Below are 17,610 nucleotides of genomic sequence, written 5' to 3'. Positions count from 1 at the left end.
TTTTAATATTTAATTAGCAAACTTACGAAATTAATATTTGATGTACTTTACAATTCCTACACATTAATTTAACTTCAAATTGAAGTGCCAAGCACTTCTTTCAAGACTTCTTTTAATTCACTTAACATCATTGCAGTAGCACCCCAAACGATGTGATTTTCAATTTTGAATGCTGGAACATTGATGTTATTCGCATAGGAAGTAGACAAATTCGTATCAACTACAATACCATCACTCAAAAAAACAGACAAAGGCAATTCTATTATCTCCGCAACCTCTGATGGTTCAGGTAAAAATACAAGTTCTTCTATACTGATACCTAAAAATGGATGTACCATAAAGTTACTTGGCGGAATATACAATTCCGTAAACGGTTTAAGAATTTCAATTTTATCCGGATGAATACCTACCTCTTCATGCGTTTCTCGAAGAGCTGTTTCAGCATAATTATCATCGTCCAGTTCGTATTTTCCTCCAGGAAATGCAATTTGTGCCGAATGAACTCCTTCATAAGTTTTCCGAACAATCAACACTAAATGGGTTCTCTCATTTTTAGGATAAAAAAGCATCATCACAGCCGCTATCCTTGGATTTTTATTCTCTAAATATATATTTTTTAAACTTTCCAACCTTTCCAAAGGTGCCATTTTGATATGCGCCTCAAATGCGGGAAGCTTAGCATCGATTAATTTAGGAACAAACCGTAAAAATTCTTGAAAATCCATAATCAAAGTCTATTTTTGTACACTGAAATTAAATATAAATATAGTCTAGAAAACAGAGTTGCACAAATTTTCTAGTACCTAAAGTCATAACTATTATGTACAGCAAAGTGGAAACCCAAAAATTAAAGCGTGAATTCTGGATTGCATTTGCAGAAAAATATCCCCGTAAATGGGTGTTGTATGACACTAAAATCAAAGATTTCTCTTTTAAATTTTACGTAGATAATAAAAAAGCGCAGGTCCTAATAGATATCGAACATCGAAGTAATGAAAAAAGAATTGCATATTTTGAAAAACTGCAATCTTTAAAAAATATTCTGGAAGAGGAATTTATTAAAGATTTAATTTTTGAAAAAGAGTACACCCTGGAAAGCGGAAAAACAATAAGTCGCATTTGGGTTGAAAAATTAAATGTTGGAGTTAGCAACCAAAAATACTGGGATGAAATTTTTGATTTTTACCATGAAAAAATGAGTGCTTTGGAAATGTTTTATTCTGAGTATGATGATTTTATTAAAGATATAGAAATAGTTTAATTAATAAAAAAAACATAAGAAGACCCTTTTTACATGTTGAAAATATTATAAACAACAATCCTATTGTCATAATTGATGTACAATTGTTTCCTGTTATCTTGCTTTTTTCGGGTAATGATTGAAAGGGTACAATTGACTCCTTCATTATCTTTACAGGAAAAAGAATATACAATATCAGCATCATTTTCCTCAATTTCCTGATACTCAATAATTTCAAATAATTGAATAATCTGAGAATAAATTACTATCCTACTTTTGTTAGTGTCCAATGTCACTAATAAATTTACCAAATTCAAATCAGACCATTTGCCCCATTTCCCCTTTTCATTTTTTTCCAAAACACTAAAGCCCGAGGTTTTAAACTTATAATTTTGTCCAAAGGAATTTTGCAAACCTAGAACCAAAAAAAACAAGATTATATATATTTTTGTTTTATTCATTATTTAAAAATCAAAATTTACTACTTCTTTCCTAGCAGTTTGAAAATCGAATATCATCTCCTTAATGATTTCTCCCGCTGGCTTTATTTCATGAATAATCCCTGCAATTTGTCCTATTTCTAATTCTCCTTCAACTAAATCTCCTTCGAACATACCTCTTTTTGCTCTTGCTCTTCCTAATAAAACAACTAAATCTTCCGTTGTTGGACATTTTTCATATAAATCCTGAACATCTTGATAAAATTTATTTTTAATTAAGCGCACTGGAGCGAGTTCTTTCAAAGTCAATTGTGTATCACCTTCCTTAGTATTTATGATAGTTTCCTTGAAATTTTCATGAGCTGATGATTCCAAAGATGCTGCAAATCTACTTCCAACCTGAACTCCATCTGCACCAAGAATCATAACGGCTAACATTCCACGACCAGTAGCAATACCCCCAGCAGCAATTAATGGAATTTTTATTTTTTCTTTCACGATAGGAATCAGCGCAAGTGTGGTAGTTTCTTCTCTTCCGTTATGTCCTCCGGCTTCAAAACCTTCAGCAACTATAGCATCAACACCTGCATCTTGTGCCTTCAAAGCAAATACAGAACTGCTGACTACATGCACAACTGTAATGCCATTTTCTTTTAAATACGAAGTCCATGTTTTAGGATTTCCAGCCGAAGTAAAAACGATTTTTACGCCTTCTTCAACAATGATTTTCATGATTTCTTCAATGTTGGGATACAACATTGGAACATTTACTCCAAAAGGATTTGAAGTGGCTTTTTTACATTTCTGAATGTGTTCGCGTAACACTTCAGGATACATAGAACCAGCACCAATCAATCCCAAACCCCCAGCATTACTGACAGCACTTGCTAATTTATATCCACTGTTCCAAATCATTCCTCCTTGAATAATTGGGTATTTAATTTTAAAAAGTGCTGTGATTTTATTCATGTGGTAATAATGCTATTATTGTTTTATTATTTTTCCCGTTTTAGAGAAACCGATAGATTCCATTTTATAAAGATACATTCCTTTTTCAAGAGATTTCAATGAAATAATTGATGATTGAGAAGTGATTTTTTGTTCAAATATTTTTTGTCCCAAAATGGTAAAAATAAAAACGGTTCCCATTTCAAACTTTGCCGGTAAAGAAACCGAAACAAAATCACTTGCCGGGTTGGGATAAATTATAAAATCGTCTTTCAAAACAGATGTTGAAGCTAATCCATTGCTAACCGCCAATCCAAAATCTGGGATACCATATCCATATTGATTATTTGGCACCAAAAATTTATCGGATGATTGTAGTATTAATGCTCTGATTTCCTGATTTGTTTTTTGTGGAAACGCCTGCCATAAACAAGCTACCATTCCCGCCATGATTGGACCCGAAAAAGAAGTTCCGTTTGCTGTTACAATATTACCTGCTGCATCTGAAACTATAGCAGCTTGCCCTTGCGCCATGACATCCGGTTTTATCCTTCCGTCAAAAGATGGCCCTGTTGAACTGAATGAAGTTATTATTTCAGAAGCTGTTACTGCTCCAACAGAAAGCACCGAAACAGCATCAGCAGGAACAGCAATATGTGGATCTGATGAATTTCCTGAATTACCAGCTGAAGTAACTAAAATCATTCCTCGGCTAAATGCAATTTCAGCACCGCGAGACATAAATGCTGTTGCGCCATTCATTTCACTGTAGGTATGATTGTAAGCCTCATTATCAAAATCAAAATAACCCAAAGAAGTATTGATAATATCTACCCCTAAACTATCTGCTTTTTCTGCAGCTTCAACCCAAAGGGATTCTTCCACAGGATTCTCAGAGGTGTCATCTTCTGTTATAAATAAATAATAAGAGGCATCAGGCGCCGTTCCCACTAACGAGTTCTCTTTGTATCCTCCAATTGTGGAAAGCACAGATGTTCCATGTGAAGAACCTGTATAAAAATTTGAATCTCTAAGAACAAAGTTATAACCACCCAAAATTTGGTCATTATCTCTTAATCTTTGAAAAGGCTGTGTGGTGTTTACTCCTGGGTAACCAGCATCCAATATTGCAATTATTTTTCCTGACCCGGTATAATTCTGCTGATGCAATAGTTGTCCATTAAGCATCTTAATTTGATTCGATGAGGATCCATAAGCATAGTCAATTTTAGTTTTCTTCGTTTTATTTCCCTTTTTTACCTTCGTGGATTTTGCAATTTTTCCCAATTGATTTAACGATTTGTCCGCAAAATCAACTTTATTGACAAAAGAAAATAGGGCTAACGAATTTATAGCCGCTTGTTCCCCTCGAACATGAATTGCGTTGAGCCATTTGGATTTTGCCATGACAGTAATTCCTACAACTGATTTTATTTGACTGATATAAGTTGCTTCTACTGGAACATCTTTATAATCTAGGGCAATACTTTGATTGCCTCTTCTGTCCAATGCTCTTTGAGAGAGCATATTTAATGGTGAATCAGAAAAAAACCGAGAATTGGGTTTTGCATTAAAATATACCCAAGCATCCTGTTGTGAAAAACCTGCAGTAGCAATGATTAGAAAAAGAAATAAGTAAAATTTTCTCATAAAACTTTATTTGTTAAGCCATAAATATGCTAAATTCCACTGGTTAGAAACAAGATTGCAGTTTTCTATGACACTCCTACTTATATCAAAGGAAACGTTTATTGAAATTAAAATACAGCACTAAACTAAGAAATTACACCAGAACCAACTAATTCTTCACCTAAATACCAAGCTGCAAATTGCCCTTCGGTTATGGCGGATTGTGGTTCATTAAAAGCTATGTACATTTCATTTTCAAATTGATGTAAAATAGCTTTTTGTAAGGGCTGTCTGTACCGTATTCTTGCCATTACCTCCATTGTTTCTCCATTGGCCAAAGCCAAATCTTTACGAATCCAATGTACTTCATCTTTCTCAATACGCAATGCTTTCTTGAATAATCCGGGATGCTGACTGGTTAATCCGGTATAAATTGTATTGGTTTCAACATTCGTGGCGATAATAAATAATGGATCCGTTGTTCCTCCTACATTTAATCCTTTTCGTTGTCCAATAGTAAAATAATGGGCCCCTTGATGCTTCCCTACTACTTTCCCCATTTGTGGCGTATACGGAATTTTTCTTGCTTCTGATTTTAAAGTATCCTTAATACTTAATCCTTCTTGTAATTCAGAACTGTAAACAGGATCATTTTTATCTATTTGAATTATAATCCCATCTTTGGGCTGCAATTTTTGTTGTAAAAATTCAGGCAAACGTACTTTTCCAATAAAACATAAACCTTGCGAATCTTTCTTTTCGGCAGTAATCAAATCCATTTTAGCGGCTATTTCACGAACCTCAGGTTTTGTTAATTCTCCAATAGGAAATAAAGATTTAGCCAATTGCTCTTGTGATAATTGACATAGAAAATACGACTGATCTTTATTAGTATCTGCACCGGCTATTAATTGATAAATCGTTTCTCCATTCTTTTCGATTTCGGTTTTCTGGCAATAATGTCCTGTAGCTACAAAATCAGCGCCCAAACTCAATGCAATTTTCATGAAAACCTCAAATTTTATTTCACGATTACAGAGTACATCAGGGTTTGGAGTTCTTCCTTTTTCATATTCACTGAACATATAGTCCACGATTTTCTCCTGGTATTCTTCGCTTAAATCAACAGTTTGAAATGGAATTCCTAATTTTTCGGCAACAAGTAATGCATCATTACTGTCTTCCAGCCACGGGCATTCATTAGAAATAGTGACTGAATCGTCATGCCAATTCTTCATAAAAAGACCTATTACTTCATATCCTTGTTCTTGCAACAAATAAGCTGCAACACTTGAATCTACACCTCCGGAAAGTCCTACAACAACACGCTTCATCTTCAAAAAATTATAATTTTATAAGGGTCCAAAGTTACAAAAGATTTGCAAGAGTATTTGTTATCTATAAAGTTAATTGTATCCGATTTTGTTACATTTCCAGAACCAGTAATCTGCGTTTTTAAAGATCAAAATGAACTAAATATGAAGTGAAAATTTTAATAAGATGCTAATTGATTTGAATTAGAAACAAATAAAGATCAGCCAATTTTGCTTTTTTTAATTACATTCTTCTCTAAAATAGTCAACGGAATAATTTAAAAAAAGTGCTGCTACTGTTGCTGAATGATCCATTTTAGAAAGTGTCAAAAATATTATTGAAGCAACTTCTGTAAATAATTTGATTGACAAAAGGTTTCATTCGGTCGCAAAATCGTTGCTTTAAAATAAAACGCTAATCAAAAAACCTCATTCAGAATTTCTTGAATGAGGTTTTTATAGTGCACATTTTACCTTTATTGTATTATCAATAGAAAATATCTAAAATGATATTTGTTTTTGAATTATCAATTAACTTTTCAATTCTTTTATAAAATTCCACATTTATCATTGGACAGCCAAAACTTTTACAAATTGGACTCTCTTGTTCTCCAAAAGGCACTTTAGAATATTTATGAAGAACAATATTTCTCGCAAAAGCTTTATTATTTGTTTCCTCTAAGCCGAATAATTTGTATGATTTTCCAAATTGCCCATTATAGCTGGATCCTATACTGTACTTACCTAATGAGGTAGAAAGAGAATTAGGTTCATTGCTGAAAATTAGTTCACCTTCAGTTTGTGTTTGTGAGCCAATACCATGAGCAACCAAACCTTGATCGATTATTACATTGTTCTTTAAGTCATAGACAAAAAATCTATTTTTCCCAGACATAATCTTCATATCAATAATGAAAGCGATTTCATTATTATATTTAGAATTATTGACAATAAATTTCTTAATAATTTTTGCTCGATTAAAAAGTTTTTCCTCTGTAGCATTATTAAACACCGAAATTATGGTACTATCATTAGTGTTTTTTGACAAAATTTTGATACTAAACATCAACATTACAATTGACATTAAAACAAAAAAAAGTTTTTTCATTTTATCTATATTACGTTTTATTTATCTAAAATATTAGAGGGCTACAGACTCTTTTATAAACGTAATGCAATACTAAACTAAGACAAAGCTAGTACGTTTTGATTACAATTTATAAATTAAATTTTGCAAAACTAAACCTTTTACACAATATCAATACACTCATTAGCAATTAATTAACAAGTGAAAAATTGAATTATTCGTCTTGTTAAATTTATCCATTAAGAATTTGAATAAAAATAAATCTATTATTAAATCATAACTAATTTTACCGAAAATTATTTTATGTCAAAATAATTAATTTTTAAAAAAAATTACAATTTAGATTTTGTTGCATTTTCCGGAAAGCTCATATTCATTTCTTTTACTAATTCTCCTTTCTCAAAAAACTGCCAAATTCCAGCTTTCTTTCCATTTACAAATTGCCCTTTAGAAACCATATTCCCATCAGAATCTCTAAAGATTGCCAAACCGCTATATTGATCATTCTTGAAAATAGACTCTTCCAACAGAATACCTTTTTCGGTGTATTTTTTATAAAAACCATTTTTTAAATTATTTTTATAATTAATTTCTTCCGCAATTTTACCACTTAGATAAAAAACGGTACGCAAACCTTCCAACTTACCTTTGCTGTAGTATTCCGTTGTCATTATATTTTTAGAGGCTAGATGGTAATATTTCCATTGTCCTTCAAATACTTTATTGACCACTTTCCCTTCACTGACTTTATTTTTATTCTGATCATAAAAAATGGTATAAGCCGAATTGTCTTTTGCATTAAATTCCCTTGTGGCAATTATAGATTTAGCTTTAGTGTCATCAAAAAAATTAAAAATTCCTATTTCTTTTCCGTGCTCAAAAGTCCCTTCATATCTTGAGCGTTTAGATTCCGCATAAAACCCTTTCCATACCCCGTGCTTTTTCCCTTTTGCATCTAATTTATTAAAATCGGTTTGCGATATAACATTTTGGCTCAAAAGCGCAAAAATCAAAAAGGCAAAAAAACTAATCTTATATTTTATCATTACTACTCTGTATTTAGTCCTCACTTTAAAACTGAGAATCTTCTTTTTTATTTTAGCAAAAATACGAATTTATTAGAGTTGGTGCTCGCTCTATTATTTCACAAATAAAATACACTCTTCTTTTAAGTCAACACAAAATCACAGCAAATTTCAAACTTTAAACCCAACCAATTCGCTTCGTGATATTGAAATAATTATCTCTACAAATATTTAAAATAAAGCAATTTATAAATTGTTTAAGCATCCTGTTACTATTCTTTTCTAATAGTGTATTGAAAATAACCCTAAAACCCATATAATATTGAACAACAACGTGTTAAATACTATTTTATGCAGTTAAAATAAAAATTAAACAACTTTAAAAAAAATAATAAATTTTCACATTGTTTATCATTTTTAGATAAAAAATAAACAAAATTAGAAATCAGTTTACTAATTTAGAGGAAACAAATAAACAACAAACACTATGAAAAATGTATCTAAAATTAAAAATTGGGCTCTGATTGTATTATTTTCAATCGCAGCTGTATCGTGTGATGATGACGATAACAATGTAGTTGTAGACAATACCATTACAGGAAAAGCAACTGCGACTGCTAACTTAAGCATCTTAGTTCAGGCACTTGTCAAGGCTGATTTAGCAACTACTTTAAAAGGAGCTGGTCCATATACTGTTTTTGCACCAACTAACGAAGCCTTTACCGCTTTTCTAGCTACAACTTCTTATGCTACAATAAATGATGTACCAAAAGAAGCATTAACACAAATTTTACTTAATCATGTGGTTACTGGGGCAGTAAAATCAACCGATTTAACTACAGGCTACATTAAAACTCTTGCCAAAGGAACTGCATCCACGACTAATACCTTGAGTATGTATGTTAACGCCTCATCAGGAGTGAAACTCAACGGAATTGCAACAGTTACAACTGCGGACATCATGGCTTCTAATGGCGTAATACACATCGTAGATAAAGTTATTGATTTACCAACTATTGTAACTCATGCTGCTGCAAATGCCAATTTTAGTACTTTAGTTAGTGTGCTGAATCGATCAGGTCAACCCAATTTCATAACTGCATTATCAGCAACTGGTCCATTTACTGTTTTTGCTCCTACAAATGCTGCGTTTACTGCATTAAATACTGAATTAGCTCCAGGAGGAATTGCAGGAGTTTCAGCAGCAAACCTGACTAAAGTTCTACAATATCATGTGGTAAGTCCAGCTAATGTTTTAGCAGCAAGTTTAACAGAAGGTCAAATTGTAACTCCAATTTTGACACCAGCACAAACTTTTACAATTCAACTTACTGGTGGCGCGAAAATTAAAGATGCTAACAACAGAATTTCAAATATTATCATAACTGATGTACAATGTTCCAATGGTGTCATTCATGCCATAGACAAAGTCCTATTACCTATTCTGTAATTTTTAAAACAAAAAAAAGCTCTCAAAATTGAGAGCTTTTTTTTTGTTTTATTTTTTCTTCTGTTGTGCTTTTTGAGCTTCGGCTTGTTCCATCACTTCTTGCAATTTTTTCTGGAATTTACCTTGTTTCTTTGGCTCTTTCAATTTGTTCTCTTGAATTTGAGCATGAATTTTATCACTATCAATAAAGTATCGCTTGATAACAATCATAATTCCAATGGTAATCAGATTCGAAATAAAGTTATACAAACTCAATCCTGCGCCATAACTGTTAAAGAAAAACAACATCATTATTGGCGAAACATAAATCATGATTTTCATCATCTTCGCCATATCCGGCATACCTTCTTGTTGTGGAGCAGCCATTTGTTGGTCGCCAGAAGTCATTTTCATATAGAAGAAAATCGCAATCGAAGCCAGTACTGGAAACAAACTGATGTGATTTCCGTAAAAAGGAATATAGAAAGGCAAACGTATAACTTCATCAAAAGACGATAAATCATCTGCCCAAAGGAAACTTTTTTGTCTCAACTCAAAAGCTGAAGGGAAAAACTGAAACGAAGCATACATAAAAGGAAGCTGAATCAGTGCTGGAATACAACCTGCCATAGGATTCACTCCCGCTTTGTTATACAACTTCATGGTTTCCTGTTGCTTTTTCATTGGGTCTTTTTTGAATTTTTCTCCCAACTCAGTGATTTCAGGACGCAATACTTTCATCTTCGCTTGTGACAAGAACGATTTAAAAGTGATAGGCGACATTGCAATTTTTATTAGAATCGTAAAAATGATAATCGCAATTCCGTAAGCAATGTAAGAACTTAAAAATCCGAATAACGGGATAAAAATAAACTTATTAATCCAGCCGAAAATACCCCAACCTAAAGGAATAATCTTGTCTAAATTTTTATCATAGTCTTTTAAAGTTTTGTAATCCGTCGGACCAAAATACCAACTCATTTTGTGGTCTAATTCTCCATTAGTAAAAGCTAAAGGAATATTAGCTTTAAACTGTTTCGTGAAAATTGTATCTACTTTTTCATCTAAAACCAACTTAGTCGATTTCAAAGATGATTTAGCAAAAGGAGTATTTGTCAATAATATAGTTGAAAAAAAATGTTGTTTAAAAGCTATGTATTTAACATTTTCAGGAATCTCTTCTTTATCTTTTCCGTCGCCTACATAATCAAATTTTTTATCTCCATACTCAAAATACAGAAGTGTATATCTGTCTTCATAGGAAACACTTTTCTCATTTCTGTAGGTTTTCAAATTCCATTCTAAATCCAATGGTTTTGCAGTATTCAATACTTTATTCAACCCTTGAGAACGAATATCAAAACCAATCATGTAATCGTTAGGCTTCAAAATGTATTTGTACTCCAAGAATTCATTGGCTCCCGCTTTCAATTTCATGGACAATATTTGATCTGCTCCAACTTTCGTTAAAGTAGGTTCAAAATATAAATCTTTTGAGTTTAAAGTACGGTTATCACTAGTCAGTAATTGCACATTTAAATTGGCATTATTGTCTTTTACCAATTGAACTAATTGTCCGGAACCTTTCTTAAACTTTTCGAATTGTTTCAAAGTCGCTTCAACAATATATCCTCCTTTATTGGCAATTGTCAGCTTCACCAAATCGTTTTCGATAGTGGTAACACCCGCTTTCGCAGAAGGAAGTGTCGCTGAATACGCAAAATTCCCTAGCGTCTTTTGCAATTGCGCCAATTGAGTAGAATCTCCCGTAGTTGCTACTGCAACTGTCGCTTTTGCCACAGTTTTAGCTTCTAACTCTTTTGCTTTAGCTTCTCTAATTAACAACTCTTTTTGTGCTTTTTCAGCTGCAACCACTTTCGGGTCCGGTTGATTTTGGTACATGATAAAAACCAAAATAACAAAAATTAATGCAAAACCGATAATCGAATTGAGGTCAAATTTCTTTTGTTCCATTGTAATTAAAAAAGTTTAAAATTTAAAGTTTAAAGTTCAGCTCCACAGAATTATATTATTTCTTCTTCGCTAGAACAGCCGCTGCCACAAAATTCACAAAAATAGGATGTGGATTCGCAACCGTACTTTTATATTCCGGATGGTATTGTACCCCAATAAAAAATGGATGATTTTCTATTTCTACAATCTCAACCAATCCGGTATCAGGATTTACTCCTGAAGCAATCAATCCTGCATTTTGCAATTGCGCCACATAATTGCTATTGTATTCATAACGATGACGGTGACGCTCTGAAATCGTTTCTTTTCCATATATTTTGTAGGCCAATGAATCTTTTTTGATGTCACATTTCCATGCACCAAGACGCATTGTCCCTCCTTTGTCCGTAACTGTTTTTTGCTCTTCCATAAGGTTTACCACCGGATGAGACGTGTGTTCATTCATTTCGGTTGAATTGGCATCAGTATAACCCAGAACATTTCTTGAATATTCTATGATTGCCATTTGCATTCCCAAACAAATACCGAAAAACGGCATTTTATTTTCACGCGCATATTGGACTGCTGCAATTTTGCCTTCAATTCCTCTTTCTCCAAAACCTGGGGCAACGAGAATTGCGTCTAAACCAGAAAATTTCTCGCTTATATTATTCGCGTCAATATGTTCCGAATGAATGGAAACTACATTTACTTTAGTTTCATTCGCAGCACCTGCATGAATGAAAGCTTCCAAAATAGATTTGTAACAATCCTGCATTTCAACATATTTTCCAACCAAACCGATATTCACAGTATGCTTTGGATTTTTTAATCGGCGTAAAAAAGTATTCCAGTTTTTTAAATCCGGGGCCGCTTTTTTAGGTAAATCTAATTTTTTTAACGCAACAACATCAAGTCCTTCTTCCAACATTAAATTAGGAACTTCATAAATAGTCGAAGCATCGATAGACTGGATAACCGCTTCTCTTTTTACATTACAAAACAAAGCTAGTTTGTTGCGTAATTCTTCAGAAAGTTCATGCTCAGTTCTACAAACCAAGATGTCGGCTTTTATCCCACTCTCCATCAACGTCTTAACAGAATGCTGTGTTGGTTTTGTTTTCAATTCTCCCGCAGCAGCCAAATAAGGTATTAAAGTAAGATGAATTACAATGGCATTATGTTCTCCTAAATCCCAAACCAATTGACGAACAGATTCGATATATGGCAAAGATTCAATATCTCCTACCGTTCCACCAATTTCCGTAATTACAATATCGTAGTCACCGGAATTTCCAAGCAACTGCATTCTTTCCTTAATTTCATTGGTAATATGAGGTACAACTTGAACCGTTTTACCAAGAAATTCTCCTCTTCTTTCTTTTTCAATAACCGAAAGATAAATCCTTCCTGTTGTAACATTATTCGCCTGAGAAGTAGGAACATTCAAGAAACGCTCGTAATGCCCTAAATCCAAATCGGTTTCTGCACCATCATCAGTAACATAACATTCCCCATGCTCATAAGGGTTTAATGTCCCGGGATCTACATTAAGGTATGGGTCAAACTTTTGGATGGTTGTACGGTATCCTCTTGCTTGTAACAATTTTGCCAAAGATGCAGCAATGATTCCTTTCCCCAAGGAAGAAGTCACACCGCCAGTAACAAAAATATATTTCGTTTGATTCATTCTGTTGTTGTTTGTGTTGTAGTTGTGTAAAAAACGTGGCAAAAGTACAAATTTAATTGGACTATTAGAATATTAGCTTGTTAGATTTTCAGACTCTTTTTTGGTTAAAAAAAAAGCAAAATACAATTCTCTAAAAATCTATGGAGTCTTATAGATACTATCCTATGGTTTTGGATAACGTTTTTTTATATTCCTAATTAACTCCTCCAGACCGTTGAGCTTCAATTCATAAATTAATTTCAGCTGTTCACCTAATTCTCCTTTAGGAAACCCTTTATTGCTGTACCAAACAATGTAATATTCAGGAATATCAATAAGAAACCATCCTTCATACTTACCAAAAGGCATTTTAGTATGGGCTAGCTTAACGAGTTGTTTTTGGTTTTGATCCATTTTTTATAAAAAAGAAGCAAGAGATAAGAATCAAGAACTATTACTTCTTCTTGATTCTTATCTCTTGCTTCTCAAATCTCTTTATTTCCAATTAAAAATTATTCGTTTCTCGATTTCAGGATGCAAGCTTAAAAAAACGGGACAAGTCATCGCTACTCTTTCCAGTATGGTTCTGTTTTTTTCCTCTGCCGTTCCGTACATCTCAAAAGCAATTTCTATTGCACCGATACGCCTTGGTTCTGCATTCATAATTTTAATTACTTCGGCGGTAGAACCTGTCAAATCAACTTCCATTTCTTGTGCCTTAATACCCATTATGGTCATCATGCAAGTTGCTAATGCGTTTGCAACAGTATCCGTTGGAGAAAAAGCCTCACCTTTTCCGTTATTGTCTACCGGAGCGTCCGAAAGGATTTCGGTTCCTGATTGCAAATGAATAGAAGACGTTCTCAAATCCCCTAAATAAGTCACTATTGATGTCATTAATTCGCTTCTTTTATGGTTAAATCCGTGTCATAATATAAAATATAGATTCCTTTATTGGTATAACCGCCGTCCTCTTTTTTATAAAATTCGAATTTATTGTCAATTTGCTCCGTTGCCGCAGCATCAATTGTTTCCTGGTATTTTTTATCCTGTGACAAACGCAACATCGTATCAAAAGTTAAATCAAATCCACGAGTAGCAAAAACACTAGGATAAATTTTGTTTTTCTTTCTAAATTCCTTTTCGAAAATTAAAGCTTCAGGAGATTCATTTTCACGGGTAACTGAAGGATACATTAATTTTAATTTGGTTAAATTTCCAAAATTAATTTCATCAGTATCCAACGTTTCATTAGGTTCCAAAATTACCAACTGTACTTTAAATGAAGGCATCGCACTTAACATTGCCGCAATTGTCGTTTTTATCATTCCCGTGTTTCCAGTTTCCATTACGACATAGTTTATCTTGTCTTTTACAAATAAACTTTTCAAGTTTTCAGCAGAAACGCCACCATTTTCGGTAAGCGCTGAAAATCGTACATCTTTGTGATTCTCTTTGATAAACTGAATTATCGAACCTTTTTTCTTGTCTACAACCGCTACCATGTTACCACCTTTGGAACGCATGTAATCGAACATGGCATTTTTGACTGCTTCAGGAGCTGGAATCGATTGAAAAATGTTAGCGTATGAAGCTCCTAAATCTTTAGACAAAGGCGAAATTACAGGAACTTGATTTGGCAACAGTAATTCGGCAGTTTTCTCCACATTGCTTTGGTAGAATGGTCCAATTATGGCATCCGAATTTTCTAAATCATTACTTTTGATCAGAGCAGCAACATTGGAACTATTTTTAGTCTCCTGAGAATCGAAGATTTTCACATCAATATTAAGTCCTAATGTTTTAGCGGAATCAATAGCAATTAGTGCTCCAGCATAAAAATCCAATGTCATATTCAAGAATTTATCCTTTTTTAAGCGCATTGCAGTCGAATTGACCGTATCGCCTTGAATCTTGGATATGTTAAACGGCAACAGCAGTACCAGCTTTTTTCTGCCGCTACTTCGCTTGTTGTTTGACAATTCTGTGTATTCTTTTTTAACTTGTGGAGAAAATGCTATTGTAGCAGGAAATTTCAAAACCATACCTTCAATAACGCCTTGAGCCAATTCAGGGTTGAGCGCTGTTAATTCCTCCTGACTTATACCTGCCATTTTAGACAAACTATATAAGGTCTCTTTAGGCTTTACAATATAATTTAAGTAATTTACTGCAGAAGCTGTTTTTACTGGATTTGTAGTAACAATCTCTTTTTTAGATTCAGTAACCGGAACAGTTTTATCTAGTTTTGGTCCCGAAGTTTCGGGATTGCCTTTAATCAATAATTTAAATCCTTCCGGTAAATTAGTGACTACTTCAGGATTTTTGCGTTCTAATTCCTCAATCGTAATTCCGTATTGCTTTGCTATAGAATATTTAGTTTCTTTTGGAAGCACAAAATGAAACACCACTTTTTCAGTGATTGGAGTTTTATTTTTCAAAATAACATTCGAAGGAATTGTAAGCGTCTGTCCAATTTGTAAACCCTCTTTTTCAAGAAAAGGATTCGCTTGTTTTAATGCTTCATCTGTGACACCATATTTTTTCTCAATTCCATACAAAGTCTCTTTTGGCATTACTTGATGCATTGTAGACGGTGTACTTTTTTTGGTTTGAACTACTACTTGCTTTCCAGAATTTTGAGGAATTAACAAGATTGTATTGGGTTTCAAACCACTTTGTGCATCTGGATTTAATTGATAAATATCATAAGGAGTGACTTTATATTTTTGTGCAATTTGATTTATAGTTTCTCCTTTTGTTACATTATGTTGTATCACTTTATTTTGAGCTTGACTCGGAAAATAAATAAAAAAAAGAACAACAAAGAATGTTAAAAAATATTTCATGCTGAGTGTAATAAATTAATTTTTTAGTTTTTGTAAAATTAGTAATGAACTTTAAAAAGAGTAGTTAATTGTTTCCTAAATAAATTAATTCTGTTCAATCTTTACAACAAACATTTTTTCAAAGAATTCTTTGTTTTTTTTCTGTTTGTATTCATAAAGAGCTTCTTCTTCAGTAGTAAAAAATTCAGTAAAGACATAATATGACATAATATTTACATTAAAGAAAAAACTGGAATTCAATTCTCCGGCATCAATCAATTTCATTATAAATTTATCTCTGTCCTCTGCTTCACTAAAATCTCCTAAAACAATGTAATACCCTGCCGGCACTTCCTTAAGATTATCTAATATTTCTATTTTAGATCTATTTCCCTCACTTAAAGAATCCTGCTTTATAGGTTCTTTTATCTCCACTAGATTTTGTTGGTTTAAATCTTTAGAAACTGGATTTTGATTTTGAGACTCCTGCGCTTTATTTTGGTATCTTTTTAATCGCACCAACGCTAATTTATCATCAAAATTTCTTGCTTCTCTGCTATAAAAAGTAGCCATACTAATATGTCTTTTTAATTCAATTTTTTTCTCTCCGCCTAACGAATCAATTTTTTTAAGAAGCACTTCATTTAATTCATCTCTTCGTTTTTGGTCTGATTCCATCTTTTTATAAGTATCAAGAGAAGTAATTTCATTGTCAGACTCCGCGAGATCAGCTTTACTATTTTCCCTTACTTTCTTCTTGTATTCAATGTTTTTTTCAACAGCGATTCGCTGCACTTTATTCATCAATGTAGAATACACTTTTCTATTTTGAGCTAAATCTTTTTTCAATTGAAATGACAATTCACTGGTTCTAGAAATACTTTCATACGATTTAGCTTCCAATTGCTTTGATTTCTCTAGATTTTCAATCTCAGTATTTTTTAATTCTGACAAATCTTCATTCATCGTGTAGACTAATGAATCTAATTTTGAAATCAATATATCCTGAATATTTTTATTAGCTTCTAAGACTAACTTAAGCCTTTCCTCTGAACCTTCTTTGGCATCATCTATCTCGTTAAGGTCAATTTTTAAATTATTAACTTTAATAACTTTTTGATTTATTTCTTTTTGAACGGTGAGCTTGTCTTTTAAATCCTCTAATTGAATATTTTTAGCTTTGGTTTTCTCTACCACTACTTGCTTCTCTGCCAATGCAATCATCAACTCTTCATTTTCGTTTGAAGGAGTTATCTGCTTAACATTTATAGCCAATTTATTTCCTTGAGTTAATCCATTTACAATTTCAGGATTTTGTGATTCTAATTGATCAATTGTAATCCCGTATTTTTTGGCTATTGAGTATTTAGTTTCTTTAAACTGAACATCATGAAAAATAGTTTCAGAGTTAATAATTCTGGTTCTTCCATCTACTGTTTTTCGTTTGTTTGGTATGACTAAATTTTGTCCAACTTGTAATCCTACTTTAAAAATATCTGAATTAGCTTTGTCTAAATCCTGAACAGATACGTTATACAATCTTGCAATACCAAACAAGGATTCTTTAGGCAGTACTTTATGAGTAATTTTTGAATTAGCAGCATTTATGGTTTGCTGGTCAAACCCTGTTTTTTTAGATTCAAAAGATTTCGGAATGACTAACTCCTGTCCTGTTTTTAACCCATTAACGAGCACTGTTTCATTTAACTCTCGAAGTGCTTCAACTTTTACATTATATTTTGTAGCTAAACCGTAAAGTGTTTCTTTAGGACCTACAATGTGAATAACACTATCACTTTGATGTAAGACAACATTAGGAACACTAAGAAGTTGGTTTTCTTGAATTCCGGACTGAGATTCCGGATTAAGTTTATAAATAGCTGCAGGGGTTGTTTTGTACTTTAATGCGATTTGTGTTATTGTTTCCCCTTTAACAACGGTATGTTGCATTACGCTTTCTTGTCCAAGAATGACATTTGAAAACAATATTACTAAAAACAAAATTCGTAAAAATTCTTTCATAAATTATGATTTAAAACAATTAAGTCA

Annotated in this window: 15 protein-coding genes; 2 read left to right on the top strand and 13 right to left on the bottom strand. The window is 32.7% G+C overall.

Annotated elements, in window-relative coordinates; all coding sequences use genetic code 11:
* Positions 1 to 74: 74 nt before the first annotated feature.
* The gene (locus tag DR871_RS13500) at positions 75 to 725 is read right to left on the bottom strand and encodes an NUDIX hydrolase (RefSeq protein ID WP_113666730.1); all 651 of its coding nucleotides are present in this window, start codon (positions 723 to 725) and stop codon (positions 75 to 77) included.
* Positions 726 to 820: 95 nt separating this feature from the next.
* Here DR871_RS13500 and DR871_RS13495 point away from each other — a divergent pair, with 95 nt between their 5' ends.
* A complete protein-coding gene (locus DR871_RS13495) occupies positions 821 to 1,261 on the top strand; it encodes a DUF4268 domain-containing protein (RefSeq protein WP_113666729.1) in 441 nt (146 codons plus the stop codon).
* A 29-nt stretch (positions 1,262 to 1,290) separates the two neighbouring features.
* Here the strand turns inward: DR871_RS13495 and DR871_RS13490 are convergent, their stop codons facing one another.
* The 6 genes from DR871_RS13490 to DR871_RS13465 form a co-directional block, all read right to left on the bottom strand.
* Positions 1,291 to 1,701: a hypothetical protein gene (locus tag DR871_RS13490; RefSeq protein ID WP_113666728.1), complete on the bottom strand. Its 411-nt coding sequence runs from the start codon at positions 1,699 to 1,701 to the stop codon at positions 1,291 to 1,293.
* A gap of 3 nt (positions 1,702 to 1,704) precedes the next feature.
* Complete coding sequence (locus DR871_RS13485; RefSeq protein WP_113666727.1) at positions 1,705 to 2,649, bottom strand: NAD(P)H-dependent flavin oxidoreductase; 945 nt, start codon at positions 2,647 to 2,649, stop codon at positions 1,705 to 1,707.
* A 15-nt stretch (positions 2,650 to 2,664) separates the two neighbouring features.
* A complete protein-coding gene (locus DR871_RS13480) occupies positions 2,665 to 4,278 on the bottom strand; it encodes a S8 family peptidase (protein WP_113666726.1) in 1,614 nt (537 codons plus the stop codon).
* Positions 4,279 to 4,403: 125 nt separating this feature from the next.
* Positions 4,404 to 5,591: a tRNA 2-thiouridine(34) synthase MnmA gene (mnmA, locus tag DR871_RS13475; RefSeq protein WP_113666725.1), complete on the bottom strand. Its 1,188-nt coding sequence runs from the start codon at positions 5,589 to 5,591 to the stop codon at positions 4,404 to 4,406.
* 466 nt (positions 5,592 to 6,057) lie between these two features.
* Entirely contained in the window at positions 6,058 to 6,678 is a 621-nt protein-coding gene (locus tag DR871_RS13470) for a murein L,D-transpeptidase catalytic domain-containing protein (protein WP_242497120.1), read from the bottom strand.
* A 311-nt stretch (positions 6,679 to 6,989) separates the two neighbouring features.
* The gene (locus DR871_RS13465) at positions 6,990 to 7,703 is read right to left on the bottom strand and encodes a toxin-antitoxin system YwqK family antitoxin (RefSeq protein ID WP_113666724.1); all 714 of its coding nucleotides are present in this window, start codon (positions 7,701 to 7,703) and stop codon (positions 6,990 to 6,992) included.
* Positions 7,704 to 8,169: 466 nt separating this feature from the next.
* Here DR871_RS13465 and DR871_RS13460 point away from each other — a divergent pair, with 466 nt between their 5' ends.
* On the top strand, positions 8,170 to 9,132 hold the full coding sequence (locus DR871_RS13460; RefSeq protein WP_113666723.1) for a fasciclin domain-containing protein: 963 nt from the start codon (positions 8,170 to 8,172) through the stop codon (positions 9,130 to 9,132).
* Positions 9,133 to 9,180: 48 nt separating this feature from the next.
* Here DR871_RS13460 and yidC read toward each other — a convergent pair whose 3' ends face one another.
* The 6 genes from yidC to DR871_RS13430 form a co-directional block, all read right to left on the bottom strand.
* Positions 9,181 to 11,085, bottom strand: a complete 1,905-nt coding sequence (yidC, locus tag DR871_RS13455; protein ID WP_113666722.1) for a membrane protein insertase YidC — start codon at positions 11,083 to 11,085, stop codon at positions 9,181 to 9,183.
* Between the two features lie 55 nt (positions 11,086 to 11,140).
* A complete protein-coding gene (locus DR871_RS13450; RefSeq protein ID WP_113666721.1) occupies positions 11,141 to 12,754 on the bottom strand; it encodes a CTP synthase in 1,614 nt (537 codons plus the stop codon).
* A 162-nt stretch (positions 12,755 to 12,916) separates the two neighbouring features.
* Complete coding sequence (locus tag DR871_RS13445; protein WP_113666720.1) at positions 12,917 to 13,147, bottom strand: DUF3820 family protein; 231 nt, start codon at positions 13,145 to 13,147, stop codon at positions 12,917 to 12,919.
* 81 nt (positions 13,148 to 13,228) lie between these two features.
* Entirely contained in the window at positions 13,229 to 13,630 is a 402-nt protein-coding gene (locus DR871_RS13440) for an OsmC family protein (RefSeq protein WP_113666719.1), read from the bottom strand.
* Complete coding sequence (locus tag DR871_RS13435; protein ID WP_113666718.1) at positions 13,630 to 15,582, bottom strand: LysM peptidoglycan-binding domain-containing protein; 1,953 nt, start codon at positions 15,580 to 15,582, stop codon at positions 13,630 to 13,632. Before DR871_RS13435 ends, DR871_RS13440 begins: the two co-directional genes overlap by 1 nt.
* A gap of 84 nt (positions 15,583 to 15,666) precedes the next feature.
* On the bottom strand, positions 15,667 to 17,583 hold the full coding sequence (locus DR871_RS13430) for a lytic transglycosylase (protein WP_113666717.1): 1,917 nt from the start codon (positions 17,581 to 17,583) through the stop codon (positions 15,667 to 15,669).
* Between the last annotated feature and the right edge of the window lie 27 nt (positions 17,584 to 17,610).

This window comes from Flavobacterium petrolei, assembly GCF_003314435.2.
In the GTDB taxonomy this organism is placed as follows: domain Bacteria; phylum Bacteroidota; class Bacteroidia; order Flavobacteriales; family Flavobacteriaceae; genus Flavobacterium; species Flavobacterium petrolei.
Note: the sequence above shows the minus strand (reverse complement) of the source record. Positions and strands in the feature narration are given on the sequence as shown.